We start from the raw sequence: 25,317 nt of genomic DNA, 5'->3' as shown, positions 1-25,317 counted from the left end.
CATCGTGATCACGCGTCGCGCGTGCGGAGCACGGCCCAGGCGGCGAGCATCGATGCGACGACCCATCCGGCCAGGGTCACGTATGCGACCGGGCCTTCGAGGGCTGCGCCCTCGGGCAGGATCGCGCTCTGCGCGGCGGCGACGGGAAGGTAGTTCGCGGCATCCATCACCCAGGCCCATGCCTCGCCGGCGATCGCGAAGAAGCTCGCGACGATCGGCAGCACGAACAGGAGTCCCACGGTCGCGGCGATCGCTCCGGCGCCCGAGCGCAGGATGAAGCCGAACGCGACGCCGATCAGGGCGAAGACCGCCATGGCGAGGGAGGAGACGACGATCGGCAGGATCGACATCGACGGGTCGCTCCAGTCGATGCTCTGATCACGCGGGGCGACGATCGCGGAGACCGCGACGGCCGCGGCGGTGAAGATCACCAGCGACGACACGAACAGGAAGAGGCCGATCACGGTCGCCTTGGCGGCGAGCACGGATCCGCGCCTCGGGTTGGCCGCGAGCGTCGAGCGGATCATCCCTGTCGAGTACTCGCCGGTCACCGAGATCGCTCCGAGGATGCCGGCAAGCAGCATCGTGAACTGGATCGGCATCACGACGGCCTGGATGGGCTCGAAGCCCGGCACGTCTACCGCCTGTGCGATGAGCACGGCGATGCCGATGGTGAGGATCGCTGCGATGCCGATCGACCACCAGGTCGAGCGCAGCGTCGAGAGCTTGATCCACTCGCCGCGGACCGCACGGACGAACGTGAGGCGTCGGCCGGTGTCGACCTGCGCGCGGGTGAGGGGAGGAGCCTGGACGGTCATGCGATCTCCTTCGTCCGGTACTCGACCGAGTCGCCGGTGAGCGCGAGGTACGCGTCTTCGAGCGATCCTGTGGTCGGGGTGAGTTCGTGCAGGGGGATACCGCGATCCGCGGCGAGGTCGCCGATGCGCGACGCGGGCAGACCGACGATGTCGAGAACGTCGGGAGCGGAGCTCACGATCTCGACCGACGGTCCTCCGACGGCGGCAGCCAGATCGGCGGCACGGGGGGTGCGCACGCGCACGGTGTTCGTCGTCCACGCGCGCACCAGCTCCTGCAGTGGAGCATCGGCGAGCACCTGGCCGCGGCCCATCACGATCACGTGATCGGCGGTCTGCGCCATCTCGCTCATCAGGTGGCTCGACAGCAGGACCGTCCGTCCCTCGGAGGCCGCGTGGCGCACGAACTGGCGCACCCAGCGCACGCCCTCGGGGTCGAGGCCGTTCACCGGCTCATCGAGGATCAACGTGTGCGGGTCGCCGAGCAGTGCGGAGGCGATTCCGAGTCGCTGTCCCATGCCGAGCGAGAACTTGCCCGCGCGCTTGCGGGCGACCGGGCCGATGCCGGCGAGGTCGATGACCTCGTCGACGCGGGAGGCGGGGATGCCGTGGGTCGCCGCCATCGCGCGGAGGTGATTGCGTGCGGTGCGGCCGGTGTGCACCGCCTTGGCGTCGAGCAGGACGCCGACTTCGGTGAGCGGTGCGCGGAGCTTCCGGTATTCCCGTCCGCCGACGGTCGCGGTGCCGGAGGTGGGCCGGTCGAGGCCGACGATCATGCGCATCGTCGTGGACTTGCCCGCGCCGTTCGGCCCGAGGAATCCCGTGACCGTGCCCGGCTGCACCGTGAACGACACGTCCTGGACGGCTGTCTTGTCTCCGAATCTCTTCGTGAGGCCTTCTGCTGTGATCATGTCTTCGACGCTACAGACGGGGCCGGGGCCCGCGCGTCCTCCCGGGGTACCGTTCCGCCGATGCCGGGGATCATCCTCGAGACGGATGCCCGGTGTCCCACGGTGCCGGTGCGGTGGCTCAGTGCCGAATCACGGAGTCGGGCGTCCGAACAGATTCGGATCGACCGGGCGCTGCGCCTTCGGGAGCTTCTCGACGACCAGCCGGTACGACTCGGTGACGAGCTCGGTCACGAGGTCTTCTTCGAGAGAAGGCCCGGGCATCAGCGTGATCCAGTGCTTCTTGTTCATGTGATAGCCGGGCACGATGTCGGCGAACGTCTCGCGCAGCGCCACCGCGTCGTCGGGGTGCGACTTGAGCGTGATCCTGCCGGTGCCGTCAAGGGGGACCAGCAGGAACACCCGCCCTCGGACCTTGTACACGTCCCACTCGGGGCCGAACGGGTTCTCGCGCTCTGCTCCTGGCAGCTCTTCTGCGCGCTCGGTGGCGGCAGCGTTCAACTGTGTCGAGTCCATGTGCTCAGAACAGCCGATCCGCGCCCTTGTCGTCCGCGCGAGGGGCGGCCTGCACGCGTTCGTCGAGCGTCGCGGCGGCGAGCAGCGCTTCGTCGATGATCGCCTTCGTCGGCTCGGCGGTGAGCCAGTCCTCGCTCAGCGAGGCGGGGATCAGCAGAGGCATCCGGTCGTGGATGCCTGCGAGGTGCGGGGGAGCCGGGCGCATCACGATCGAGTAGCAGGTGAAGGACTCTCCGTCGGGCGTGCGCCCGCGTTGGGTGACGGCCGCCATGCCGAACAGCGCCCCGTCGTCGACGAGGAACTCGTGCCACACGCGCTCGGGCTTCTTCATCTCGTACCAGCTGGTCGCCGGCACGAGCGCCCTGGTCTTCAACCCGCCGGGGCGCTCCTGCAGGCGCTCGGAACGGGTGTTGATCGACGGGAACTTCGAGGGCTCTCCGCCGATCAGGAACCCCCACCACGAGGGCTCGAGCGTCGGAGCGGTCTCGGGCTGCACCACGATCGGGTTGAGGTTGCGGAGGTTCTTGCCGGTCGGACGCACGGTCTCGCGGGCGTTCTCCTGCGCCCACCCCCGGAGCCCCTCGAGCACCGCCTCGTCGGCAGCAGCGAGGAGCTCGGTGTCGGTGAACCGCGGATCCAGACCATAACTCGCGCACATGCCGCCAGGGTACGCCCGGCCGCCGACATCCGTGCGCTCGGGTAGCGTGGACAGGTGACCCAGACCCGCCGACTGTCCGCGCCCGTCGCGCTCGGCGGGGCGATGGCCATCGGCGTCATGACCGCCATCCAGGCGCGTATCAACGGGGTGCTCGGCGTCAGGGTCGACAACGGCATCGTCGCGGGCCTCATCTCCTTCGCGGTCGGGCTCGCCGCCCTGATCGTCGTGATCCTCTGCATCCCCTCGGCGAGGCGCGGAGTCGGGCGGCTGCGCGACGGCATCCGCGATGGCACGATCCCGTTCTGGATGCTCCTCGGCGGCGCGTGCGGAGCCCTCACCGTCTCGACCCAGGGCGTCACGGCCGGCGTGCTCGGCGTCTCGCTGTTCACGGTCGGCGTCGTCGCGGGGCAGACCCTGCACGGCCTCGTGCTCGATCGCATCGGCTTCGGACCGGCCGGCGTCGTCGCCGTGACCCCCGGGCGGGTGCTCGGCGGAGCGCTCGCGCTCGCCGCGGTCGGGATCTCGCTGAGCGGCGACGTGCTCGCCACCGCGCCCTTGTGGATGCTCCTCCTGCCGTTCGCCGCGGGTGTCGGCATCGCGTGGCAGGCAGCGACCAACGGTCGTCTGGCCCAGCGGGTGCATTCGCCCCTCTCGGCGACGCTCATGAGCTTCATCGCGGGAACGATCGCGCTTCTCATCGCCGCGGGCATCAGCGTCGCCGTGCGGGGTCTGCCGCAGGCGCCGCCCGCCGAGCCCTGGCTCTACCTCGGCGGGTTCCTGGGCTCGGCCTACATCCTGCTCGGAGCCTTCATCGTGGCGCACACCGGTGTGCTGCTGATGGGGCTCGGGTCGGTGCTGGGGCAGCTCGCGACGTCGGTGATCATCGACCTGCTGTGGCCTGCGGCCGCGGGACCCGCCCTCTGGCAGATCGTCGGCATGGTGGTCGTCGCCGTGGCATCCGTCATCGTCGCCCTGCCACGGCGCCGGCGGGCCTGACCACTACTTCTTCGGCTGCGGCATCCGGGTCACGAGCGCGCGGGCATCGACGGGCTTGCGTCGCCCCGGCTTCTTGCCCGCGGGCTTGCCGCCGACGTACAGCCAGCCGAGCAGCTCCTCGTTCTTGCCGATGCCGTGCGCCTTGGCGACGGCCTTCGAGCGCGTGTACCGCCCGGTGCGCCAGAGCACGCCCCAGCCGGCCTCGTCGAGCAGCAGACTGAGCACGTGCGCGACGCCGGAGGCGACAGCCTCCTGCTCCCACCGGGGCACCTTCTCGCTTTTGCGGTAGCTGGCCACCACGGCGATCAGAAGGGGAGCCCTGAGGGGCTTGGACGAGGGCGACTTGTCGCCCTCCGCCTTCGCGATCGCCGCGCCCAGCGCCTCGCGGTCCGACCCGCGCAGCTCGATGAGCCGCCACGGACGCAGCGACGAGTGGTCGGCGACGCGACCGGCTGCGGCGACGAGCTTAAGCAGCTCGTCGCGCGACGGCGCGTCGTCGGTGACCTTCGACCAGGACTGCCGAGCGCGGACGGCCTCGAGGGCGTTCACGACTCTTCGGGCGTGAAGTTCATCGCGATGGAGTTCATGCAGTAGCGGTCGCCGGTGGGCGTGCCGAAGCCATCCGGGAAGACATGGCCCAGGTGCGAGCCGCAGCTCGCGCAGCGCACCTCGGTGCGCACCATGCCGAGGGTCGTGTCCTCGATGAGCTGCACGGCGTCGGGGCGGATCGACTCATAGAAGCTCGGCCATCCGCATCCGGAGTCGAACTTCGTGCCGCTCTTGAACAGCTCGGCGCCGCACGCCCCGCACGTGTAGAGGCCCGCACGGCCTTCGTCGAGCAGCTCGCCCGTCCACGCACGCTCTGTCGCGGCTTCGCGCAGCACGGCGTACTGCTCCTCGCCGAGCTCCTCGCGCCACTCTTCTTCGGTCTTGTCCACGCTGTACGACATCGGTCCTCCTGAGGGTCTGCTCCATTCTCTCGCGTTCGACACCCCTCGGCGCCACGAGAGAATGGATGCATGACGGATGCCGTGCAGCAGCGCTACGCGCGCTTCGCCGAGCAGGAGGCGCCGGGGCGCAGCGACCTGTATGTCGAATGGGCGGAGGGCGTCGCCGCCGACTCCGCGATGCAGGCGATCCTCGCGCGGATCCCGGAGAACAGGCGACAGCCTTCTCTCGTGTTCGCGGTGACGCGGATGCTGGGTGCGGCACTCGACGGCTACCCCGCCTGGCGGGCGTTCGTCGTGGCGCGCGCCGACGAGATCGTCGCCGAGTGCACCGCGCGTCGCCTGCAGACGAACGAGCCGTTGCGACTCGCCCCGCTGCTTCCCGTGCTGTCCGAGATCGACGGCCCGATCGCGCTGCTCGAGGTCGGCGCCTCCGCGGGGCTCTGCCTGTACCCCGATCGGTACTCGTACCGCTTCGTCGGTGCCGACGGGCGACTGCGGTCGTCGCTCGACCCCACGGACGGCACCTCGACCGTGGTGCTCGAGAGTCGTGTCGAGGGAGACCTTCCCCCCATCCGGATGCCGGACGTGGTGTGGCGTGCCGGCATCGACCTCGCGCCTCTCGACGCTCGTGACGACCGCGATCGACGCTGGCTGCAGGGACTCGTGTGGCCGGGGGAGGACGCGCGGGAGCAGCGCGTCACCGCGGCGCTCGACATCGCCGCATCCGACCCGCCGAGGCTCGTCGCCGGGGATGCGATCGAGCGGATCGACGCGCTCGCCGCAGAGGCGCCGCGCGGCGCCACGCTCGTCGTGACGACTCCCGGTGTGCTCGTGCACATCCCCAGGGAGGCACGGGAGGCCCTCGTCGACCGCATCCGCGGTCTCGACGCGCGCTGGGTGACGATCGACCCTCCCGCGCTCCTCGACGTGTGGCAGCCTCCGGTCGCAGCCGAGGGGTGGCCCGGTTTCGTCGTGGCGCTCGACGGGGAGGTGCGTGCAGCCGCCGACCCACTCGGTCGATGGTGGGAGTGGCGCGCCGGGATCCACGCGGCGGCGAACTAATCTGATCCCATGCTGGGAGAGCTGAGCGAGCGGGATCGTGCGATCCTCGCGCTGGAGACCGCGTGGCCGCGGCACGGCGGCGCGAAGGAGGAGACCATCCGCACCCAGTTGGGCATGAGCTCGGCCCGCTACTACCAGCTCCTCGGGCGTCTGCTCGAGTCCGAGGCGGCCTTGGAGTACGACCCCATGCTGGTGCGCAGGCTCCGCCGCATCCGTGACGCGCGGTCTTTTCAGAGGGCGTCGCGAACCCCCGGTTTCGTCGGCTGACGGAGCGTCCCGCCACGCGCTGAGGCGTCACGATGCGGATACACGGGTCGGTGCCGTTAGCATCGAGGAGTGTCAAAGCCCAGCCGAGATCGATTCGATGACGTCCCCCGATCGTCCGGACGCGTCGGAGCGCACCGCGCCGAAGCCCCAGGGATGAACGGCTGGGTGGTCCTGCTCTGGTCCTTCGTTGCCGCCCTGGTGCTCATCATCGGCGGTATCTTCGGCTCGCTCGTGGTGATGGGGCGGATCACGCTCTTCCCCGAGGCTGTTCCCACGGCGACTCCCACGCCGGTCGAGACCGGTGTGGTCGACGTCACGTACTCGGTGATGATCCTGAACGCGTCACCCGATGCGGGGCTCGACGAGCAGATGCGGGACACGCTGATCAACAGCGGCTGGGCGGCTGACGTCGTCTTCGCCAGTGACAGCGCAAGTCAGGACTTCTCGACCACGACCGTGTACTACATCGCCGACGAGGACGAACTGGCCGCCATCGGACTCGCGAACCTGATCGGCGGGGCGGCTGTCGAGCAGAGCGACTTCTACGCAGATCTGAACGACACGGGGGCGAAGCAGCTGACCGTGGTCATCGGAGTCGACCGGTCGACGACTGCGCCGGAGACTCCGGCAGAGACGCCCGCCCCGTAGACCACCCCGCAGTCCCTCCGCGCAGCTTGCACTCGATGGGGTCGAGTGCCAGAATGGCGTTAGCACTCTCTCACTCTGAGTGCTAAACCCAACGTCTACGTCCAGGAGGGACGACAAAACTCATGGCAAAGATCATCGCTTTCGATGAGGAGGCCCGCCGCGGCCTCGAGCGCGGCCTCAACATTCTCGCCGACGCCGTCAAGGTGACGCTCGGCCCGCGCGGTCGCAACGTCGTGCTGGAGAAGAAGTGGGGCGCCCCCACGATCACGAACGACGGCGTGTCCATCGCCAAGGAGATCGAGCTCGACGACCCGTACGAGAAGATCGGCGCGGAGCTCGTCAAGGAGGTCGCCAAGAAGACCGACGACGTCGCCGGCGACGGAACCACGACCGCCACGGTGCTCGCTCAGGCACTCGTCCGCGAGGGCCTGCGCAACGTCGCGGCCGGCGCTGACCCCATCTCGCTCAAGCGCGGCATCGAGAAGGCCGTCGCAGCGATCACCGAGGAGCTCCTCGCCAGTGCGAAGGAGATCGACTCCAAGGAGCAGATCGCCGCGACCGCATCGATCTCCGCCGCTGACCCCGCGATCGGCGAGCTCATCGCCGAGGCGATCGACAAGGTCGGCAAGGAGGGCGTCGTCACCGTCGAGGAGTCGCAGACCTTCGGCACCGAGCTCGAGCTCACCGAGGGCATGCGCTTCGACAAGGGCTACCTGAACCCGTACTTCGTGACGGACCCGGAGCGCCAGGAGGCTGTCTTCGAAGACGCCTACATCCTCATCGCGAACCAGAAGATCTCGAACATCAAGGACCTTCTGCCCATCGTCGACAAGGTGATCCAGGACGGCAAGGAGCTCGTCATCATCGCCGAGGACGTCGAGGGCGAGGCTCTCGCGACTCTCGTGCTCAACAAGCTCAAGGGCATCTTCAAGTCGGTCGCCGTCAAGGCTCCCGGCTTCGGCGACCGTCGCAAGGCGCAGCTGCAGGACATCGCGATCCTCACCGGTGGTCAGGTCATCACCGAAGAGGTCGGCCTGAAGCTCGAGAACGCCACGCTCGACCTGCTGGGTCGTGCACGCAAGGTCATCGTCACCAAGGACGAGACCACGATCGTCGAGGGTGCCGGCGAGGCCGACCAGATCGAGGGTCGCGTCACGCAGATCCGTCGCGAGATCGAGAACACCGACAGCGACTACGACCGCGAGAAGCTCCAGGAGCGCCTCGCCAAGCTCGCAGGTGGCGTCGCCGTCATCAAGGCGGGCGCGGCAACCGAGGTCGAGCTCAAGGAGCGCAAGCACCGCATCGAGGACGCCGTTCGCAACGCGAAGGCAGCCGTCGAAGAGGGCATCGTCCCCGGTGGTGGCGTCGCGCTGATCCAGTCCGGCACCAAGGCTCTCGACGCTCTCTCGCTCACGGGCGACGAGGCGACCGGTGCGAACATCGTTCGCGTCGCGATCGAGGCTCCGCTCAAGCAGATCGCTCTCAACGCCGGTCTCGAGCCGGGCGTCGTCGCGAACAAGGTCTCCGAGCTCCCCTCGGGTCAGGGCCTCAACGCGGCAACCGGTGAGTACGTCGACATGTTCGCAGCGGGCATCATCGACCCGGCGAAGGTGACCCGTTCGGCACTGCAGAACGCAGCGTCGATCGCGGCTCTCTTCCTCACCACCGAGGTCGTCGTCGCTGACAAGCCCGAGAAGGCTGCAGCTCCGATGGGTGACCCGTCTGGTGGCATGGACTTCTGATCCATCAGCACTGACAGAAACGCCCCGACCTCGGTCGGGGCGTTTCTGCGTTCACGGGTGCGTGAGCGGCCGGTTCAGCGGAACAGGCTCGCCGAGTACTGGTCGGCGTCTGCATACTGGGTCGCCGCGCTGCCGAGCGAGTGCCCGATCGATTCGAGCACCTGCTCGACGTGCAGCTGCGCTCCGCGCCACTCTTCGGCGCACGACTGGAACGCCGTCGATGCGGTGCCGACCCAGGACCCCTGCAGCTGGTTGAGCTGCGACATGAGTGTCGCGGACTCGGTCTGCAGACGCCCCATGGTTGCCAGCGCTGCGGCCTGAGCGGCACCTACGGCTTCGGTGTCTACGGTGATGACGGACATGGAACTCCTCTCGATTGGTGCTCCGACCATAGGAGAGTGCGGATGCCGACACCCCGGCGCATCCGTGCGTCGCCCGCTCGCTGTGCAGAACCAGCTGACGCACGCTCTCGTGCAGTGGCGGTCAGAGGTCGAGAGGCTCGAGGGGCTGGGTGTCCTCGAGCAGGTGCGCCGGGGTCGCGCGCGACGGCGCGAGGGGGAACGTCACGGTGAAGGTCGCGCCGCCCCCAGGCGTCTCGGACACCGCGACGCTGCCGTGCAGCGCCTTGACGATCGATGACACGATGGCGAGTCCGAGGCCGGAGCCGCCCGTCTCACGAGCGCGTGAGGTGTCGGCTCGCCAGAACCGCTCGAAGATCTGCTCGCGGATCTGCGGAGGGATTCCCTCGCCGTGATCGACGATCGAGATGCTCCCCGTCCCGCGGACCCTGTCGGCATCGACGACGAGCTCGATCGGGCTCTCCTCGGGAGAGAACCGGCGAGCGTTGCCCAGCAGGTTCGTGACGACCTGTCGCACCTTGTTCTCTTCGCCGAGCACGATCGGCGGGGTGCGCACCGGGATGTCCGCGGCCTCGGTGAAGTCGATGGCGGGCACCTCAGCCGACGGGTTGCGAGGGCGCCTGCGCAGACGTGCGAGCGTGCCGCGGGAGAGTCCCCTCGGTGCCGGGGGCTGCGGCGCCGGAGCGACGGGATTCGAGCGCGTGGTCACATCGATCAGCGGCGCCTCGACGGTGCGGTCGATCACGGACACGGTGCGTGCCGGCGCGGCCGCGCGCAGATCGAGGGCGGCATCACGGGCGATCGGACGCAGATCGAGGGCTTCGATCTCGGGCTCGCGCTCCTCGTCGAGGCGGGCGAGCGCGAGGAGGTCCTCGACGAGCACACCCATCCGGATCGCCTCCTTCTCGATGCGCTCCATGGCGCGAGCGGTGTCTTCTTCGCCCTTGATCGCGCCCATCCGATACAGCTCGGCGTAGCCGCGGACGCTGACGAGAGGTGTGCGCAGCTCGTGGCTGGCGTCGCCGATGAAGCGGCGCATGTGCTGCACGGTGCGGTCTCGCTGCGCGAGCGACCCGTCGACGCGATCCAACATGGTGTTGATCGCGCTGTTCAGCCGGCCGACCTCGGTGGTGGGCTCGAGATCCGTCAGGCGCTGGGTGAAGTCGCCAGCGGCGATGGACATGGCGGTGGATTCGACCTGACCGAGCCTGCGGAAGGTGAGCGTGACGAGTCCTCTGGTCAGCAGCGCCGCCAGCAGGATCGTGACGAGCGCGACCGTGATGTAGATCCCGAAGTACTGGCCGATGATGCGGTCTGCGTACTCCAGCGGCATCGCCACGATCTGGATGCGCAACGAACCGTCGCCCTCACCTGGCACGCGCGCCACGGCCGCTCTGAAGCTCGTTCCCTTCGTGCCCTCCATCGTGAAGGGGGTGTCCTCGTTGTTCTGCACCGCGAGCGGCGAGTACGTCGAGGGGAACAGTGGAGCCCCGTTCGCGGAGTTGCCGGTCGTGGTCTGCAGCACGCCCTCGGCGTCGTAGATCGCGACGAAGAAGTCCCTGGGCGAGTCGGTGGGAGTGTAGACGGTCTTGCCGTCCTCCACTGTCACCTCGAAGTAGCGGTTCGCGAGATCGGCCGACACCAGCGCCGGCAGCTGGGAATCGATGTTGTCGATCAGCGAATTGCGAAGGATGGGCACCGTGCCGAGCCCGGCGGCCAGCAGACCGAGAGCGAGCACGGCGACGGTGACGCCCGTCACCTTCGCGCGCAGGCTGATCGACCGCCACCAGCGGGTGATCGCGTCAGGCTTATGCGCCATGCGGACCTCCCGGGATACGGATGCTGTGCGGCGTCAGCGGACGTCGGTGGGCGTGACTACTTGCCGACCTTGAGCATGTAGCCGAAGCCGCGCTTCGTCTGGATCACGGACTCCTCGGTGTGAGGGTCGATCTTGCGGCGGAGATAAGAGATGTAGCTCTCGACGATGCCGGCGTCGCCGTTGAAGTCGTACTCCCAGACGTGGTCGAGGATCTGCGCCTTCGACAGCACCCGGTTCGGGTTGAGCATCAGGTAGCGCAGCAGCTTGAACTCGGTCGGGCTCAGCTCGATCGACTCCTTGCCCACGTGCACGTCGTGGGTGTCCTGGTCCATCGACAGCTCGCCGGCGCGGATGATCGACTCCTCATCGGCCTGCATCGTGCGCCGCAGGATCGCCTGGGCACGTGCGACGATCTCGTCGAGGCTGAACGGCTTGGTGACGTAGTCGTCGCCGCCCGCGTTGAGGCCCTCGATCTTGTCGTCGGTGCCGTCCTTCGCCGTGAGGAACAGGATCGGAGCGGTGAACCCGGCGCCGCGCAGGCGCTTGGTCACGCTGAAGCCGTTCATGTCGGGGAGCATGACATCGAGGATGATGAGGTCAGGCTCCTCCTCCAGCACCGCCGAGATCGTGGCGGCGCCGTTGGCGACGGTCTTCACCTGGAACCCGGCGAAGCTGAGACCTGTGGAGAGCAGGTCGCGGATGTTGGGCTCGTCGTCGACGACCAGGATGCGCGCATCAGTCATGACCCCATTATGGTGACTTCGGCCATGGGGATGCTGATTATCCTTCGGAGCGGCGGTTTCGCCCACCGCGTACCCGGGCTCCCAAGCCCGGGCGGAGCGCTCAGGCAGCGATGGCGTCGGCATCCATGATCGTGTAGCTGTAGCCCTGCTCGGCAAGGAACCGCTGGCGGTTCTGCGCGTAGTCCTGGTCGATCGTGTCGCGTGCGACCAGCGTGTAGAAGCTCGCGGTGCGGCCGGACTGCTTGGGGCGGAGGAGCCGGCCGAGTCGCTGTGCCTCCTCCTGGCGCGAGCCGAAAGAGCCGGAGACCTGAATCGCGACGGATGCCTCGGGGAGGTCGATCGAGAAGTTCGCGACCTTCGACACGACGAGCAGCGAGATCTCTCCCTCGCGGAAGGCGCGATACAGCTCTTCGCGCTCGTCGATGGGTGTGGCACCCGTGATCTGCGGCGCGTTCAGCGACTGCGACAGCGAGTCGAGCTGGTCGAGGTACTGCCCGATCACGAGGATCCGCTCGTCCTTGTGCTTCGCGATGAGCTCGCGCACGGCGTCGATCTTCGCCGGGGCGGATGCGGCGAGGCGGTAGCGCTCGTCGTCGGTGGCTGCGGCGTATTCGAGCCGGTCGTCCGGCGGCAGATCGACCCGTACCTCGTAGCAGACGGCGGGGGAGATGAACCCCTGAGCCTCGATCTGCTTCCAGGGCGCATCGAAGCGCTTGGGGCCGATCAGGCTGAACACGTCGCCCTCGCGGCCGTCCTCGCGGACGAGGGTGGCCGTGAGGCCGATCCGTCGTCGCGCCTGCAGGTCGGCGGTCAGCTTGAAGACGGGAGCAGGGAGCAGGTGCACCTCGTCGTAGACGATGAGGCCCCAGTCGAGAGCGTCCAGCAGGGCCAGGTGGGCGTACTCGCCCTTCCGCTTCGCCGTGAGGATCTGGTAGGTCGCGATCGTGACCGGCTTGACCTCCTTGGCCTGCCCGGAGTACTCGCCGATCTCCTCGGCGGTGAGGCTCGTGCGCTTGAGCAGCTCGTCTCGCCACTGGCGTGCAGAGACGGTGTTGGTCACGAGGATCAGCGTGGTCGTCTTCGTCGCCGCCATCGCGCCGGCGCCGACGATCGTCTTCCCGGCGCCACAGGGCAGCACCACGACGCCCGATCCGTCCTTCGAGAACGCGTCGACGGCATCCTGCTGATACGGGCGGATCGCCCAGCCGTCCTCGGCCAGCTCGATCTCGTGCGGGGTGCCTGGCGTGTACCCGGCGAGGTCTTCGGCGGGCCAGCCGATCTTCAGGAGCTCCTGCTTGATCTGCCCTCGCGCCCACGCGTCGACGACGAACGTGTCGGGTGCCGGGTGACCGATCAGCAGCGGCTGGATGCGCTTGTTGTTCGCGACCTGGGCGAGCACGGCCGGGTCGGTCGAGCGCAGGATGAGGGTGCCCTCGTCGTCGCGCTCGATCACGAGGCGCCCGTAGCGGTTGACGGTCTCGCGCAGGTCGACGGCGACCGACGGGGGCACGGGGAAGCGCGACCAGCGATCGAGCGTCTCGAGCATGTCCTCGGCGGTGTGCCCGGCGGCGCGCGCGTTCCACAGGCCGAGGCGGGTGATGCGGTACGTGTGGATGTGCTCGGGCGCGCGCTCGAGCTCGGCGAAGATCGCCAACTCGTGGCGGGCGCTCTCAGCATCGGAGTGGGCGACTTCGAGCAGCACAGTGCGATCGCTCTGGACGATCAGGGGTCCATCAGACATAGCTGTCCAGTTTACTGCGCGATCACGGTGGCGGCGCGGATGCTCGACACCGGAAGCGTGCGCTCGACATCCGCCGCGCGATCCCGTCCGCGCAGCCGGCCGCCGCCGAGGCCCGTCGCCTCGAGGATCAGTTCCCTCGTCGATCCGTCCGGCATGCCCACGCTGACACGCAGCACGGCCTTCGCGCGCACGGCGGCCTCGAGCTCGCGGTCCAGCCACGCGGCATCCGCATCGGGGCCCTGATGCGATCGGAGGGCGGCGATGAGCGGCGCATAGTCGGCCGCACTCTCGGGAGCTGCCTCGATGACGGGGTTGCGCTCGCCGGTGATCGCGGTTCCGTCCTCGGTGACGAGCGTCGCCGGATAGCGTGCATCCGTCAGCGCCCAGTACACGGTGTCGCGTCCGACGCGAGTGGAGAGCGCAGCGACATGCTTCACGAGCGCGAGCGGGCGCAGCCCCTGATCGACCGCCATCGCCTCGATCAGATGCGGATCGCTGCTCTCGATGCGGGTGCGTCCGGTCTCGGAATCGGTGGAGACCCGAACCAGTCCGTGTCGCTGCGACGTCTGCGAGACGAGATACCGCAGCGGCTGCGGGATGCCGGTGAGCGACAGGGACTCGAGGAACTCGAGGATCGATTCTTCGCTCTCTCCGGCGACGAGAGCATGGGCGATCGACTCGGGAGTGAAGCGATAGGTCGATGCCTGCGCCGCGGATTCACGGGCGGCGATCGTGCGCAGACGCACGTCGAGGGCAGGCGCGAGCGGGCCGGGGGAGATCGCGCTCAGATCGTTCTGCAGGAAAATCCGATCGACCTCGCTCGGGAGCAGATCCGTGAGTGGGGCGGACTCGATGCTTCCACCCTGCCGCAGCGAAGCGGCCCATGCGGGTTCGCTGCCGTCGTCGGTGATCAGGCCGAGCAGGCGCGCGCGTTCGAGAAGCGCCTCGCCGTGTTCGGCCCAGCTCGGATCCCAGGGGTGCGCCTGCGACCAGGCGGTGGTGGGGAGCCATCCGCCGTCGTCCGTGCGTACTCCGCGGGGAAGCGCGTCGCGGAACCCGGTCACCAGAGTGCTCCATCGATCGGCCACGGACGACCTCAGCCACTCCTCTGCGCGCGCGGTCGTGCGCAGACGCCGGCCTTCGGGCGCGACCAGATCGGAGCCGTCGGCGATGGCGATGAGGGCATCGACGGATTCAGCCGCGACACCGGATTCAGCCAGCAGGCGCTTCTCGCCGGCGCTGACAGTGCCCCCGGTGAGCAGAGCGAAAGGCCTCTCCCGTGCGAGGAGCAGGAGGTCGGCGAGTGCGGCCACGGTCGTGAACGCACGCTCAGCCGCGTGAGCCGTGTCGGCCTCGCTCGCCGCCCGCGGCGGGGAGACATCGAGCGGGGCCGGCGCAGCACGGTCGGCGAGCGCCGCGATCACGGGAGTGAAAGGCGCGCCGTCGGGCCGGAGAAGCGCAAGGCTCTTGAGAGCGTCACGCTGCGGCGTCGTCTCGACAACGGGTTCGCCGCCAGCAGCGGCCGCGGCCAGGGTCGTCGCTTCGTCGTGTGTGAGCGAGGGAAGCACGCGGGCGAGGGAACCGGGGTCGAGCAGCGCTTCGGCAGCGTCGAAGAAGTCGTTCCACGCGGCATCCGGGCGCACCCGCCGAGCGGTGAAGAGCGAGGCCAGCTGCTCGTCGCTCGCCGCAGACAGCCATTCGGCCAGCGGTCGGGCGTGCGTGCTCATGCCGGATGCCTCAGGGCCGCGATGCCGCGCGCCCCTTGCGGATGAAGCTCATGATCAGGAGCGCGATGATCATCGCGAAGGCCACGGGCAGGCCCCAGTAGGGGATCGCGGCGATGAAAGGCCAGACCCCCGCACCGAAATCCTCCTGCTCCATGCCCACGGCGGTGCCGATGATGATCGCGAAGAAGCAGATGATGGATGCCGCAGCGAGTCCGAGTGCCGAGAACGCCAGGATGCGATCGATACGGCGAACGGGAACCTCAGGTTCGGGACTCTTGGTACTCATCGCTCTCAGCCTACTCGCTGCGGCGCCCCGTGGTTCCGCACTCTGACCTACGGATTCCGCGGCTGGTGACCGGTAGGCTGGAGGTGGGCACACACGTGCGTCCGATCCAGCTCCACACCGACTCAGCGAGGTTTCTCCCATGCCCACCGGCAAGGTCAGGTTCTACGACGAAGACAAGGGTTTCGGCTTCATCGCCACAGATGACGGCCAGGACGTCTTCCTGCACGCCTCAGCGATGCCAGCAGGCGCGGCTGTGAAGGCGGGTGCACGCGTGGAGTTCGGTGTCGCCGACGGCAAGCGTGGCCTGCAGGCCCTGTCGGTGCGCGTGCTCGATGCGCCCCCGAGCCTCGCGAAGGCGAAGCGCAAGCCCGCCGACGACATGGCGATCATCGTCGAGGACCTCGTGAAGCTCCTCGACGGCATGGGCGGCGACCTTCGTCGCGGCCGTTACCCCTCTTCCGCTCAGGGCCGCAAGATCGCGGCAGTCCTGCGCAAGGTAGCCGATGACCTCGAAGCCTGAGGTGGACCAGCGTCTGATCGACGCCCATGATCTCGCGCTCGCCGCGCTGCACGAGATCACGCCGGCGTCGACCGTCGGACCCGCTGCCGACTACCTCCCCGAGGAGGACGGGTCGGTGTCGCTGCGCTTCGAGAACCGCCTTCCCGGATATCCGGGGTGGTTCTGGACCGTCACGGTCGCGCGCGTCGACGACGAGGAGCCGACGGTCCTCGAGGTCGAACTGCTTCCCGGTGACGGAGCGCTGCTCGCCCCCGAGTGGGTGCCGTGGGACGAGCGTCTCGCCGAGTACCGCGCGCACCAGGTGGAGCTCGCGGAGCAGGCCGCCGCGGCCGCCGCTGACGATGCGGTCGTGGGCGACGCTGACGACGCGGAGTCCGACGAGGATGACGATCTCGACGAGGAACTCGAAGAGGACGAGGATCTCGACGACGACGACGACGACGACGATGACGATGACGATGACGACGAGCTCGACGAGGAGGACCTCGCCGCGGAGCCGCGCGTGCTGCATGCGGGCGACCTCGACGGCGTCGACATCGACGAGCTCGACGACTCCGTCGTGGACGACGTGGACGGCGACTCCGAGAACGAGGATTCCGAGGACGACGACTCCGACGAGGACGACGACTCCGACTCCGGTGAGGACGACGAGGACGACGACTCCGACGACGACGACTCCGACGACGAGGAATGACTCGCGACCGATAGGGACGTGAGACAGAAGAGGGGCCGCGTGAGAACGCGGCCCCTCTTCTCGTTGACGCCCCGGTGTCAGGAGCCGGTGTTCGCGAGCACGTAGTCGAGCGAACGCGTCAGCTGGCGGACGTCCTCGGGCTCGATCGAGACGAAGGTCGCGACGCGGAGCTGGTTGCGGCCGAGCTTGCGGTAGGGCTCGGTGTCGACGATGCCGTTGGCGCGCAGGGTCTTGGCGACGGCTGCGGCGTCGACGCTGTCGTCGAAGTCGATCGTGACGACGACGGGCGAGCGGTGCGCGGCATCCGTCACGAACGGGGTGGCGACGGCGGACGCCGCAGCCCAGTCGTACAGGATGCCGGAGGACTCCGCCGTGCGAGATCCCGCCCAGGCGAGGCCGCCGTTCGACAGGATCCAGCTCAGCTGGCTGTCGAGCAGGTGGAGAGTCGTGAGCGCCGGCGTGTTCAGAGTCTGGTTGAGACGCGAGTTGTCGACGGCGTTCTTCAGGCTGAGGAACTCGGGGATGTACCGGTCGGAGGCGGCGATGCGCTCGATGCGGTCGATCGCGGCGGGCGACACGGCGGCGAACCAGAGGCCTCCGTCGGATCCGAGGTTCTTCTGGGGCGCGAAGTAGTAGACGTCGGCCTGCGCGGCGTCGAAGTCGATGCCACCCGCGGCGCTGGTCGCGTCGATGACCGTCAGTGCACCATCGGCGGCGACGCGATCGATGGGAGCCGCGACGCCGGTGGAGGTCTCGTTGTGCGGCCAGGCGTAGACGTCGATGCCGTCGACGATCTCGGCCGCGGTGCGCGAGCCCGGCTCGGACTTGCGCACGTCGGGTGCCTCGAGCCACGGGGCGGCGGCAGCGGCGGCGAACTTGCCGCCGAACTCGCCGAACACGAGGTTCTGGCTGCGTCGTTCGATCAGCCCGAATGCCGCGGCATCCCAGAACGCCGTGGACCCGCCGTTGCCGACGATGATCTCGTAGCCCTCGGGAAGGCGGAAGAGGGCGGCCAGCTGCTCGCGGACGCTGCCGACCAGGTTCTTGACCGGGGCCTGTCGGTGCGAGGTGCCGAGCAGGGTCGGCCCTGCGGCGAGCAGCGCATCGAGCTGCTCGGTGCGCACCTTCGAGGGACCGCAGCCGAAGCGGCCGTCAACGGGCAGGAGGTCACGGGGAATCTCGATCGCCATGCGTCGATTCTACGGCGTGACCCTCTGGTCGCTTCACCGCGTGACGCCCTGATGTCCGCGCGGGAATGTAGGCTTGCCTAAGAAGACCCGGAGGGCCACATGACGGACTTGATCGACACCACGGAGATGTACCTCCGCACCATCCTCGAACTCGAGGAGGAGAACATCGTGCCGCTGCGTGCACGCATCTCCGAGCGCCTCGGCCACTCGGGTCCCACGGTCTCGCAGACCGTCGGGCGCATGGAGCGCGACGGCCTCGTCGTCGTCTCCGAAGACCGCACGCTCGAGCTGACCGACGCCGGTCGGCGCAAGGCCGTCGACGTCATGCGCAAGCACCGACTCGCCGAGCGCCTGCTGTCCGACGTCATCGGTCTCGACTGGGCGTACGTGCACGAAGAGGCCTGCCGCTGGGAGCACGTCATGAGCGAGCAGGTCGAGCGTCGCCTCGTCGAGCTGCTCGGCCACCCGACCGAGTCGCCGTACGGCAACCCGATCCCCGGGCTCGACCAGCTGGGCGACACCCCCGCCCGCACGTTCGACGAGGGCGTCATCGGCCTCGTGCAGAAGCTGAACGCCGCCGGCGCTCCGATCGAGGGCACCGTCCGTCGCCTCGCCGAGCCCGCTCAGGTCGACCCCGAACTTCTCGAACAGCTTCGTGATGCAGGAGTCGTTCCCGGCGCCAAGGGCGACTACCGCTTCAACGAGGGCTACGTGCTGATCCAGATGGAGGGCAAGGAAGACGGGCTCGAGCTTCCCGTCGAACTCGCGTCCCACATCTTCCTCGTGGGTGAGCCGGCCTGACCTCGAGCCGTGATTCAGGGGCGAAGCGGCCCCGAGAACCGCGTGATTCCGCCTCTCCGAGGATTGCCAGGTTCACGGGGTGACAGGATCGTTATCTTCCGGTAACCTCGGACAGGTCGTCGAAGAAGCCCGCTGACGACACCCGAGAGGATTCGCCTTCCAGGCTCGTCGCCCTCCCGGTCAGACCGCACAACGTACCCGAGCTACATGGTGCCCCGAGAGCAGAGTGCCGACGAGCCAGCGCTACCCGAGCGTGCAGGCGCAGGAGGATCAGGTTTTGGCAAAAGACATCGAATCGCCCGCGAAGACAACTGAAGATCGAGCAGTCGCCCGCCGCTCCCGCGGCAGGGTCGACGCACGCAAGGTCGTGAAGCCCCTGCGTTCGGTCGCCATCTTCGGGGCCGTCGGTGCTCTCGTCGCCGCCGTCGCTCTTCCCGCGTACGCCGCGACGAAGCCCTCAGAGGCGACCGCGACCGTCCAGCAGCTCGCCGCCGTCGACGCGCAGTCGCTCGTCGTCGCCTCCGATGCGACCGCCGCTTCGCTCAGCCGTGGCACGTTCACCGCCACCACCCCCGACGAGATCGAGAAGAAGAAGGCAGAAGAGGCCGCCGCCGCGCGTGCCGCCGCTGCCGCCTCCGCCACGACGGCATCGTCCAGCAGCTTCAACATCGGCAACTATGCTCTCGTCTCGCCCGGTTCGGGCGAGGTCCGCTACCCGCTGCCTCAGGGCTCCTACAGCGTCAGCCGCACCGTCGGCGGAGCGCACCAGGGCGCCGACATGCTGGCCCCGGCCGGAACCCCGATCTACGCGGCAGCCGCTGGCGTCGTCCGCGCCTCCGCCGAGAGCATCGGCGGATACGGCGTCTGCGTCATGCTCGACAGCGTCGTGGGTGGCCAGCGCGTGCAGACCACGTACGGTCACATGATCTACGGCTCGCGTCAGGTCCAGGCCGGCGAGACCGTCGCCGCAGGTCAGCTCATCGGCTTCGTCGGCAGCACCGGACGTTCGACCGCGAACCACCTCCACTTCGAGGTGCACGTCAACGGCGGGCTCATGGAGCCGATCGCCTGGCTCGCCGCCAACGCCGGCTGAGACCTCCTCTGCCCGCTGCTCCTTTTCGGACACGCCTCCGGGCGTTCATCCGCTGTTTGGCCTTCGCGCGCTCCTGATGGGTTAGCCTGAACCCGTTGTCGCATAGTCGGGAGAAGCTGATGGAGCGAATACCGAACATCCGAACCATGGATGCCCTCGGTCGTCACGTCCTTCTGCATCGTCCGCAGGGAAGCCACGGTGTTGCCGTGCGCATGAGGCGCTGTCTGTAGACAGCGCCTTTTTTGCATCCCCGCGAACGCTTCCGTCCTGTGCGGCTTCGTGTGAGTCGAGAGTGCCGGGAAGCCGTCCCGGCGGATCGAGAGGATGACGATGCGCACACTTGTACTGAACGCAGGATACGAACCGCTCGCGATCGTGTCGTTCAAGAGAGCCCTGGTCCTGGTCATGAACGACAAGGCGACCGTGATCGAACACATCGAGGACGACCCCGTCTGGGGCAGCCACGGAGTCTACGATCGCCCCGCCGTCATCGTCCTCTCGCGCTATGTCCGCATTCCCATCAGCCGGCGGGTGCCTGTGACCCGGCGGGGAGTCCTGCGTCGCGACAACCATCGCTGCGGATACTGCGGCAAAGCGGCCTCGACCATCGACCACGTGATGCCCCGTTCGCGCGGGGGAGCGGACTCCTGGGAGAACCTGGTCGCCTGCTGCCTGCGCTGCAACAACACCAAGAGCGACCGCACACCGCAGGAGATGCGGTGGGAGCTGCGGTTCGCGCCTCGGCCGCCGCACGGCACCGCCTGGACGGTCCGCGGCATCGAACGCAGCGATCCTCGGTGGGAGCCGTACCTGGCACTGGCCGCATGAGCGGGGAGCGAGGGTTCCTCTAGAATGGAAGCCTCGCCCCCGTAGCTCAGCAGGATAGAGCAGCCCTCTCCTAAAGGGCAGGTCGCTGGTTCGAATCCAGTCGAGGGCACTTTTCCTCACTCAGGGTCGTCCGCCCGTTCCGGCATGCGGCCCTCACCACGGCATCGAAAGTCGAGTCCAGCACCGACTTCGCTCGCCCCGCTGCCCACGCGGCGCCGTGGACGTCGCGATACTCGAGCAGAGTGAGAGCATCCGCCGTGCTTCCTCCTCCGATGCTCGTCTGGTGCAGGGACAGGACCTCGACGGAGAAGCCGGACTCGGCGAGAACCGACACCAGGCCTTCCACGGGCCCGGAGTCGGTGACACGGTGGGTGCGGGTGTCCGAACCCGACCGCAGGGTGACGAGCATCTCGGAGCCGTCCAGCCGGTAGTGCGCCAGAGCCGGCACGTCGCTCGGGGCCGCATCCAGATAGGTGCGCTCGAACAGACTCCACAGGTCGGTCGCCGTCAGCTCGTCGCCGACGCTGTCCGCATGAGCCTGCACCGTCCTCGCGAACTCGATCTGCAGCCGTCGAGGCAGCTCGACCCCGAACTCTCTCTCGAGCAGGTAGGCGATGCCGCCTTTGCCCGACTGCGAGTTCACCCTGATGACCGCGTCGTAGTCGCGTCCGATGTCGGCAGGGTCGATCGGCAGGTACGGCACGAGCCACCGCTGTTCGCGAGCGTCCGTACCCAGCGCCTCCGCGCGGGCATGGTGCTCGGCGAGCCCCTTGCGGATCGCGTCCTGGTGGGTGCCGCTGAACGCCGTGTGCACGAGGTCGCCGACGTAGGGATGCCGCGGGTGCACCTCGATCCCGTTGCAATGCTCGACAGTCCGTCGGATCTCGTCGATGTCCGAGAAGTCGATCATCGGATCGATGCCCTGGGCATGCAGGTTGAGAGCGAGGGTCGCGATGTCGACATTGCCCGTGCGTTCGCCGTTGCCGAAGACGCACCCCTCGACCCGCTGCGCCCCGGCGAGGACGGCGAGCTCGGCGCAGGCGACACCGGTGCCGCGGTCGTTGTGGGGATGCACCGAGAGGATCACGCCGTCACGTCTGGCGAGGTTGCGGTGCATGTACTCGATCTGGTCGGCGTACACGTTCGGTGTCGCGACCTCGACGGTCGCCGGCAGGTTCAGGATCACGGGGCGCTCGGGCGTCGCGTCCCAGAGGGCGGTCATGGCGTCGCAGACGTCGAGCACGTAGTCGGGTTCGGTGAGGTTGAAGACCTCGGGGGAGAACTGGAACCGGACGCCGGGAAGATCGTCGGTGAGCTCGAGCACGTCCTGCCCAGCCGCCAGGATCAGGTCCTTCAGATCTTCGCGACTCCTGCCGAGCACCACATCGCGCCAGGTCGGCGCGGTCGCGGTGTAGACGTGGATGACGACGGGGTTGCGGATGCCGCGCACCGACGCGATCGTGCGCTCGATCAGGTCGCGGCGCGCGGCCGTGAAGACGACGATGGCGACGTCCTCCGGGGCGAGGTCGGACGCAGCGAGAAGGCGGACGAAGTCGTAGTCCGTCTGCGACGCCGACGGGTATCCGACCTCGATCTCCTTGTAGCCCATCGTGACGAGGAGCTCGAAGAAGCGGCGCTTGCGTGCGGGATCCATGGGCTCGGCGAGCGCCTGGTTGCCGTCGCGGAGGTCGACAGGCACCCAGAGTGGCGCGCTGATCAGCTGCCTGGATGGCCACTCGCGGTCGGTGAGAGGGACGGGAACGCGGTCGAACACCGAGGTGTAGCGATGTGACGGCATCTGAGACCGTCGCTGACGGTTCCATGACGGTGAGGTGTCCGGGACAGCGCCGGCAGGCGTGGAGAGAGTGGGGAACGGCGTGGACATCGAGGGCTCCTTGGGGCGTCGGGTCGTGACCGGCGGCGCTGCCCACTCCACGACGGGGAGCCGGTCGGCTAGGTCCCGTCGTGGCGGAGAAGGAGGAGGAGGCTGAGCGTCATGGACACACCGTAGCAACTCCTCAGACAAGTTGACAAGTTAGGATGATCGCATGGGTCAGATCCAGCGCACGCCCCTCGCCGATCAGGCGGCGGACATCCTCTTGGCGCGCATCGGCGCGGGCGAGTGGCAGCTCGGGCACAAGCTCCCGGGAGAGACCACGCTGGCCGCGCAGCTGGGGGTCGGCCGGTCGACTGTCCGTGAAGCCATCCGCCAGCTGGCGGGCCGAGGGGTCCTCGCGACCCGGCAGGGGTCGGGGGTGTTCGTGACGGCGCTCGAGGCGCCGGAGGGTTGGGATGCTGTGCTCCGGCGAGCCGACATCATCGCCGTCATCGAGGCGCGCACAGCGATCGAGACGGAGGCCGCCGCGCTCGCCGCGACTCGTCGTACGGCGACGGATCTCCGTGCGATCCGCCGCGCGCTCGACGGTCGCAGAGCCCACGCGTCAGGCATCGAGGCGCATGTCGATGCGGACACCGCCTTCCACCGCAGCATCGTCATCGCAGCCCACAACCCGATCCTGCTCGAGCTGTTCGACGGGTTCACGCCGCGCCTGCGTCAGGCGATGGTCGAGATGCTTCGCCTCCGTCGCGACGACGGCGGCCAGGCAGACGACGACCGCCACGCGCTGCTCGCCGACGCCGTCGCGGCGCGTGATCCAGCACGGGCGGCCGCCGAGAGCCGCAGCCACCTCGCCGACCTCGCGAAGACGCTCGGCTGACGCTCGCCGTCGACGGTCAGTCGCGACCGCGACGCCACAGCTTCGATGGCCACCAGATGACTCGACCCAGGTCGTAGGCGAGAGCAGGCACCAGCAGCGAGCGCACCACGAACGTGTCGAGCAGCACGCCGAACGCGACGATGAACGCGAGCTGCACCAGGAACAGGATCGGGATCACCGAGAGCGCCGCGAAGGTCGCCGCGAGCACCAGTCCGGCCGAGGTGATGACACCTCCCGTGATCGACAGTCCGCGCAGCACGCCCTCGCGGGTGCCGTGCTCGAGCGATTCCTCCCGCACCCTGGTCATCAGGAAGATGTTGTAGTCGATGCCCAGTGCCACGAGGAACACGAACCCGTAGAGCGGAACCGCGGGGTCGGCGCCAGGGAAGTCGAACACGCCGTTGAAGACCAGCGCCGAGACGCCCATCGCCGTGCCGAACGACAGCACGGTCGTGAGGATCAGCAGCACCGGCGCGAGGATCGAGCGCAGCAGCAGCATCAGGATGAGCATGATCACGACGAGGATCACCGGGATGATCAGGTTGCGGTCATGGATGGAAGCGTCGTTCGTGTCGATCGCGGTCGCCGTGACGCCTCCGACCAGAGCGTCGAGGTCGTCGAGCTGGGTGCGCAGGTCGCGCACGGTGGAGGCCGCGGCATCGGAGTCTGCGGCATCCGTCAGCGTTCCCTGCAGCAGCACCTCGCCGTCGACGACGGTGGGCTCGGGGGCAGCTGTTCCGGGAGGGCCGACCGCTTCCAGTCCGTCGGCGGTGACCGTCGCCGAACCGCTCGGAGAATCTGCTGCGGTGACCGACACCCCGTCGATGCCATCGTCGGCGAGCAGCACATCGGCAGCATCCTGCAGCCTGTCTTCCGCGACCACCACGTACACCGGGCTGCCGGAGCCGCCGGGGAAGTGCTCGCCGAGCGCGACCTGACCGTCACGGGCCTCGGATGCGCCGAGCACGAGATCGGACTGCGGAACGCCGACGGCGTTGAGCTGCAGCACACCCGCGGCACCCGCGAGCAGCACGAGCGTCGTGACGATCCAGATGGCGCGAGGGCGCTTCGTGATCAGGTGCGCGAGGCGCGCCCACAGGCCGGTCTTGCGCATGCCGTGCTCCTCGGCCACGACCTCCGGCTCGAACTTCGGGCGCCGGGGCCAGAAGACCGCGCGACCGAACAGCAGCAGCAGCGCCGGCAGCAGGGTGAGCGCGGCGAGCATCGCGAACACGATGCCGATCGCGGCCACCGGGCCGAGCGTGCTGTTGGACTTGAGGTCGCTGAGCAGCAGACACAGGAGCCCGGCGATCACGGTTCCGCCGGAGGCCACGATCGGCTCGAACGAGCCCTTCCATGCCGCCAGCACCGCGGTGCCCTTGTCCTGGGCGACCCGCAGCTCTTCGCGGAACCTCGCGACGAACAGCAGGGCGTAGTCGGTGGCCGCGCCGATCACGAGGATGAACAGGATGCCCTGAGTCTGACCGCTCAGCAGCAGGACCTCGAACTTCGCGAGCCACCACACGACCAGGAGCGCCACGCACAGCGCGAACAGGCTGGTCGACAGCACGACGATCGGCAGCAGGAACGAGCGGTACACCAGCACGAGGATGACGAGCACCGCCAGCAGGGCGACGCCGAGCAGGAGGCCGTCGATGCCGGAGAACCCGGCGACCAGGTCGGCGCTGAAGCCTGCGGGTCCCGTGATGTAGACGGTGACGCCATCGGGGGCGGCGCCTCGGAGCTGGTCGCCCAGCGCGGTGATGGCGTCCGCGAGTTCGGCGTCGCCCTCGATCGGGATGAACGCCTGGACGGCCTTGCCGTCGTCCGAGGTGAGAGCAGGCGAGACGTCCTCGCTCACGCCCTCGACCGAGGGAGCGTCGGCCACGGCATCCGAGATCGTCTCGATGTCGGACTCCGAGAGCTCGTCATCGGCGACGAAGACGGCGATGGCAGGGATCGCGTCGCTGTCGTTGAACTCCCCGAGGAGCTTCTGCACCTGCGTCGCGTCGGCCGACTCGGGCAGGTAGCTGGTCTGGTCGTTCGACGACACCTCGTCGACCTTGCCGAACAGAGGTCCGCCGAGGCCTGCGCCCACCAACCACACGAGGATCAGGACCACGGGGATGAGGACGCGGACCCAGGAGTGTCGACGCGTACGTTCGCGGGTCGGCGGAATGGGCGCGTGCTCAGGGCTGGACATCAGGTTCCTCTCGGGGTGTGCAGATGGGGGTTTC

General features: G+C 68.5%; 26 protein-coding genes and 1 tRNA gene. 12 read left to right on the top strand and 15 right to left on the bottom strand.

Annotation, left to right across the window (positions count from 1 at the left end; all coding sequences use genetic code 11):
• Nucleotides 1-8: 8 nt before the first annotated feature.
• The 4 genes from ASF80_RS14895 to ASF80_RS14880 all read right to left on the bottom strand — a co-directional run bounded on the left by ASF80_RS14895 (nucleotide 9) and on the right by ASF80_RS14880 (nucleotide 2,897).
• Nucleotides 9-818: an ABC transporter permease subunit gene (locus ASF80_RS14895; RefSeq protein ID WP_056312575.1), complete on the bottom strand. Its 810-nt coding sequence runs from the start codon at nucleotides 816-818 to the stop codon at nucleotides 9-11.
• The gene (locus ASF80_RS14890; protein ID WP_056312573.1) at nucleotides 815-1,726 is read right to left on the bottom strand and encodes an ABC transporter ATP-binding protein; all 912 of its coding nucleotides are present in this window, start codon (nucleotides 1,724-1,726) and stop codon (nucleotides 815-817) included. Before ASF80_RS14890 ends, ASF80_RS14895 begins: the two co-directional genes overlap by 4 nt.
• 129 nt (nucleotides 1,727-1,855) lie before the next feature.
• Nucleotides 1,856-2,239 carry an MmcQ/YjbR family DNA-binding protein gene (locus ASF80_RS14885; protein WP_056312571.1) on the bottom strand — a complete coding sequence of 128 codons (384 nt, stop codon included), beginning with the start codon at nucleotides 2,237-2,239 and terminating at the stop codon, nucleotides 1,856-1,858.
• Nucleotides 2,240-2,243: 4 nt separating this feature from the next.
• Nucleotides 2,244-2,897: an SOS response-associated peptidase family protein gene (locus ASF80_RS14880; protein WP_056312569.1), complete on the bottom strand. Its 654-nt coding sequence runs from the start codon at nucleotides 2,895-2,897 to the stop codon at nucleotides 2,244-2,246.
• A gap of 102 nt (nucleotides 2,898-2,999) precedes the next feature.
• Between ASF80_RS14880 and ASF80_RS14875 the strand changes: the two genes are divergently transcribed.
• A complete protein-coding gene (locus tag ASF80_RS14875) occupies nucleotides 3,000-3,893 on the top strand; it encodes a DMT family transporter (RefSeq protein ID WP_056313616.1) in 894 nt (297 codons plus the stop codon).
• Nucleotides 3,894-3,896: 3 nt separating this feature from the next.
• Here the strand turns inward: ASF80_RS14875 and ASF80_RS14870 are convergent, their stop codons facing one another.
• A complete protein-coding gene (locus ASF80_RS14870; RefSeq protein WP_056312567.1) occupies nucleotides 3,897-4,442 on the bottom strand; it encodes a nitroreductase family protein in 546 nt (181 codons plus the stop codon).
• Complete coding sequence (gene msrB, locus ASF80_RS14865) at nucleotides 4,439-4,843, bottom strand: peptide-methionine (R)-S-oxide reductase MsrB (protein ID WP_056312565.1); 405 nt, start codon at nucleotides 4,841-4,843, stop codon at nucleotides 4,439-4,441. Before msrB ends, ASF80_RS14870 begins: the two co-directional genes overlap by 4 nt.
• Before the next feature lie 69 nt (nucleotides 4,844-4,912).
• On the opposite strand from msrB, the gene ASF80_RS14860 reads away from it, so the two are divergent.
• From ASF80_RS14860 to groL, 4 genes are all read left to right on the top strand, one after another.
• Nucleotides 4,913-5,905 carry a DUF2332 domain-containing protein gene (locus ASF80_RS14860; RefSeq protein WP_056312563.1) on the top strand — a complete coding sequence of 331 codons (993 nt, stop codon included), beginning with the start codon at nucleotides 4,913-4,915 and terminating at the stop codon, nucleotides 5,903-5,905.
• A 9-nt stretch (nucleotides 5,906-5,914) separates the two neighbouring features.
• Entirely contained in the window at nucleotides 5,915-6,172 is a 258-nt protein-coding gene (locus ASF80_RS14855; protein ID WP_056312562.1) for a DUF3263 domain-containing protein, read from the top strand.
• A gap of 69 nt (nucleotides 6,173-6,241) precedes the next feature.
• Entirely contained in the window at nucleotides 6,242-6,820 is a 579-nt protein-coding gene (locus tag ASF80_RS14850; RefSeq protein ID WP_321163981.1) for a LytR C-terminal domain-containing protein, read from the top strand.
• Nucleotides 6,821-6,942: 122 nt separating this feature from the next.
• Nucleotides 6,943-8,562: a chaperonin GroEL gene (gene groL, locus ASF80_RS14845; RefSeq protein ID WP_042539806.1), complete on the top strand. Its 1,620-nt coding sequence runs from the start codon at nucleotides 6,943-6,945 to the stop codon at nucleotides 8,560-8,562.
• Between the two features lie 74 nt (nucleotides 8,563-8,636).
• Here the strand turns inward: groL and ASF80_RS14840 are convergent, their stop codons facing one another.
• The 6 genes from ASF80_RS14840 to ASF80_RS14815 all read right to left on the bottom strand — a co-directional run bounded on the left by ASF80_RS14840 (nucleotide 8,637) and on the right by ASF80_RS14815 (nucleotide 15,237).
• Complete coding sequence (locus tag ASF80_RS14840) at nucleotides 8,637-8,924, bottom strand: WXG100 family type VII secretion target (protein ID WP_056312559.1); 288 nt, start codon at nucleotides 8,922-8,924, stop codon at nucleotides 8,637-8,639.
• A gap of 121 nt (nucleotides 8,925-9,045) precedes the next feature.
• Entirely contained in the window at nucleotides 9,046-10,740 is a 1,695-nt protein-coding gene (locus tag ASF80_RS14835) for a sensor histidine kinase (protein ID WP_082488404.1), read from the bottom strand.
• Between the two features lie 56 nt (nucleotides 10,741-10,796).
• Nucleotides 10,797-11,483 (bottom strand): response regulator transcription factor, encoded by a 687-nt coding sequence (locus tag ASF80_RS14830; protein WP_042539813.1) that lies wholly within the window; start codon nucleotides 11,481-11,483, stop codon nucleotides 10,797-10,799.
• Nucleotides 11,484-11,583: 100 nt separating this feature from the next.
• Nucleotides 11,584-13,224 (bottom strand): DNA repair helicase XPB, encoded by a 1,641-nt coding sequence (locus tag ASF80_RS14825; RefSeq protein ID WP_056312557.1) that lies wholly within the window; start codon nucleotides 13,222-13,224, stop codon nucleotides 11,584-11,586.
• A gap of 11 nt (nucleotides 13,225-13,235) precedes the next feature.
• Complete coding sequence (locus ASF80_RS14820; protein ID WP_056312555.1) at nucleotides 13,236-14,951, bottom strand: helicase-associated domain-containing protein; 1,716 nt, start codon at nucleotides 14,949-14,951, stop codon at nucleotides 13,236-13,238.
• 10 nt (nucleotides 14,952-14,961) lie between these two features.
• Nucleotides 14,962-15,237 carry a hypothetical protein gene (locus tag ASF80_RS14815; RefSeq protein WP_056312553.1) on the bottom strand — a complete coding sequence of 92 codons (276 nt, stop codon included), beginning with the start codon at nucleotides 15,235-15,237 and terminating at the stop codon, nucleotides 14,962-14,964.
• A gap of 139 nt (nucleotides 15,238-15,376) precedes the next feature.
• On the opposite strand from ASF80_RS14815, the gene ASF80_RS14810 reads away from it, so the two are divergent.
• Together ASF80_RS14810 and ASF80_RS14805 are read left to right on the top strand one after the other, a co-directional pair.
• Nucleotides 15,377-15,757: a cold-shock protein gene (locus ASF80_RS14810; RefSeq protein WP_056312551.1), complete on the top strand. Its 381-nt coding sequence runs from the start codon at nucleotides 15,377-15,379 to the stop codon at nucleotides 15,755-15,757.
• The gene (locus tag ASF80_RS14805; RefSeq protein WP_056312548.1) at nucleotides 15,741-16,451 is read left to right on the top strand and encodes a DUF3027 domain-containing protein; all 711 of its coding nucleotides are present in this window, start codon (nucleotides 15,741-15,743) and stop codon (nucleotides 16,449-16,451) included. Before ASF80_RS14810 ends, ASF80_RS14805 begins: the two co-directional genes overlap by 17 nt.
• A gap of 77 nt (nucleotides 16,452-16,528) precedes the next feature.
• Here ASF80_RS14805 and serC read toward each other — a convergent pair whose 3' ends face one another.
• The gene (gene serC, locus ASF80_RS14800; protein ID WP_056312546.1) at nucleotides 16,529-17,641 is read right to left on the bottom strand and encodes a phosphoserine transaminase; all 1,113 of its coding nucleotides are present in this window, start codon (nucleotides 17,639-17,641) and stop codon (nucleotides 16,529-16,531) included.
• Between the two features lie 99 nt (nucleotides 17,642-17,740).
• Between serC and ASF80_RS14795 the strand changes: the two genes are divergently transcribed.
• From ASF80_RS14795 to ASF80_RS14780, 4 genes are all read left to right on the top strand, one after another.
• A complete protein-coding gene (locus ASF80_RS14795) occupies nucleotides 17,741-18,442 on the top strand; it encodes a metal-dependent transcriptional regulator (RefSeq protein ID WP_056312544.1) in 702 nt (233 codons plus the stop codon).
• 277 nt (nucleotides 18,443-18,719) lie between these two features.
• On the top strand, nucleotides 18,720-19,535 hold the full coding sequence (locus tag ASF80_RS14790) for a M23 family metallopeptidase (protein WP_082488462.1): 816 nt from the start codon (nucleotides 18,720-18,722) through the stop codon (nucleotides 19,533-19,535).
• A gap of 330 nt (nucleotides 19,536-19,865) precedes the next feature.
• Nucleotides 19,866-20,363, top strand: a complete 498-nt coding sequence (locus tag ASF80_RS14785) for an HNH endonuclease (RefSeq protein ID WP_056313609.1) — start codon at nucleotides 19,866-19,868, stop codon at nucleotides 20,361-20,363.
• Nucleotides 20,364-20,398: 35 nt separating this feature from the next.
• Nucleotides 20,399-20,472: transfer RNA gene (locus tag ASF80_RS14780), tRNA-Arg, on the top strand.
• Here the strand turns inward: ASF80_RS14780 and ASF80_RS14775 are convergent.
• Nucleotides 20,434-22,161 (bottom strand): 2-isopropylmalate synthase, encoded by a 1,728-nt coding sequence (locus tag ASF80_RS14775; protein ID WP_235560048.1) that lies wholly within the window; start codon nucleotides 22,159-22,161, stop codon nucleotides 20,434-20,436. The genes ASF80_RS14780 and ASF80_RS14775 overlap by 39 nt on opposite strands.
• A 250-nt stretch (nucleotides 22,162-22,411) precedes the next feature.
• Here ASF80_RS14775 and ASF80_RS14770 point away from each other — a divergent pair, with 250 nt between their 5' ends.
• The gene (locus ASF80_RS14770; RefSeq protein WP_056312543.1) at nucleotides 22,412-23,080 is read left to right on the top strand and encodes a FadR/GntR family transcriptional regulator; all 669 of its coding nucleotides are present in this window, start codon (nucleotides 22,412-22,414) and stop codon (nucleotides 23,078-23,080) included.
• Between the two features lie 16 nt (nucleotides 23,081-23,096).
• Here the strand turns inward: ASF80_RS14770 and ASF80_RS14765 are convergent, their stop codons facing one another.
• A complete protein-coding gene (locus ASF80_RS14765) occupies nucleotides 23,097-25,283 on the bottom strand; it encodes an MMPL family transporter (protein ID WP_056312540.1) in 2,187 nt (728 codons plus the stop codon).
• Nucleotides 25,284-25,317 lie beyond the last annotated feature (34 nt).

It is taken from the genome of Microbacterium sp. Leaf159, from assembly GCF_001423615.1.
In the GTDB taxonomy this organism is placed as follows: Bacteria; Actinomycetota; Actinomycetes; order Actinomycetales; family Microbacteriaceae; genus Microbacterium.
The sequence above is the reverse complement of the archived record's forward strand: the minus strand, read 5'-3'. Positions and strand labels throughout refer to the sequence as shown.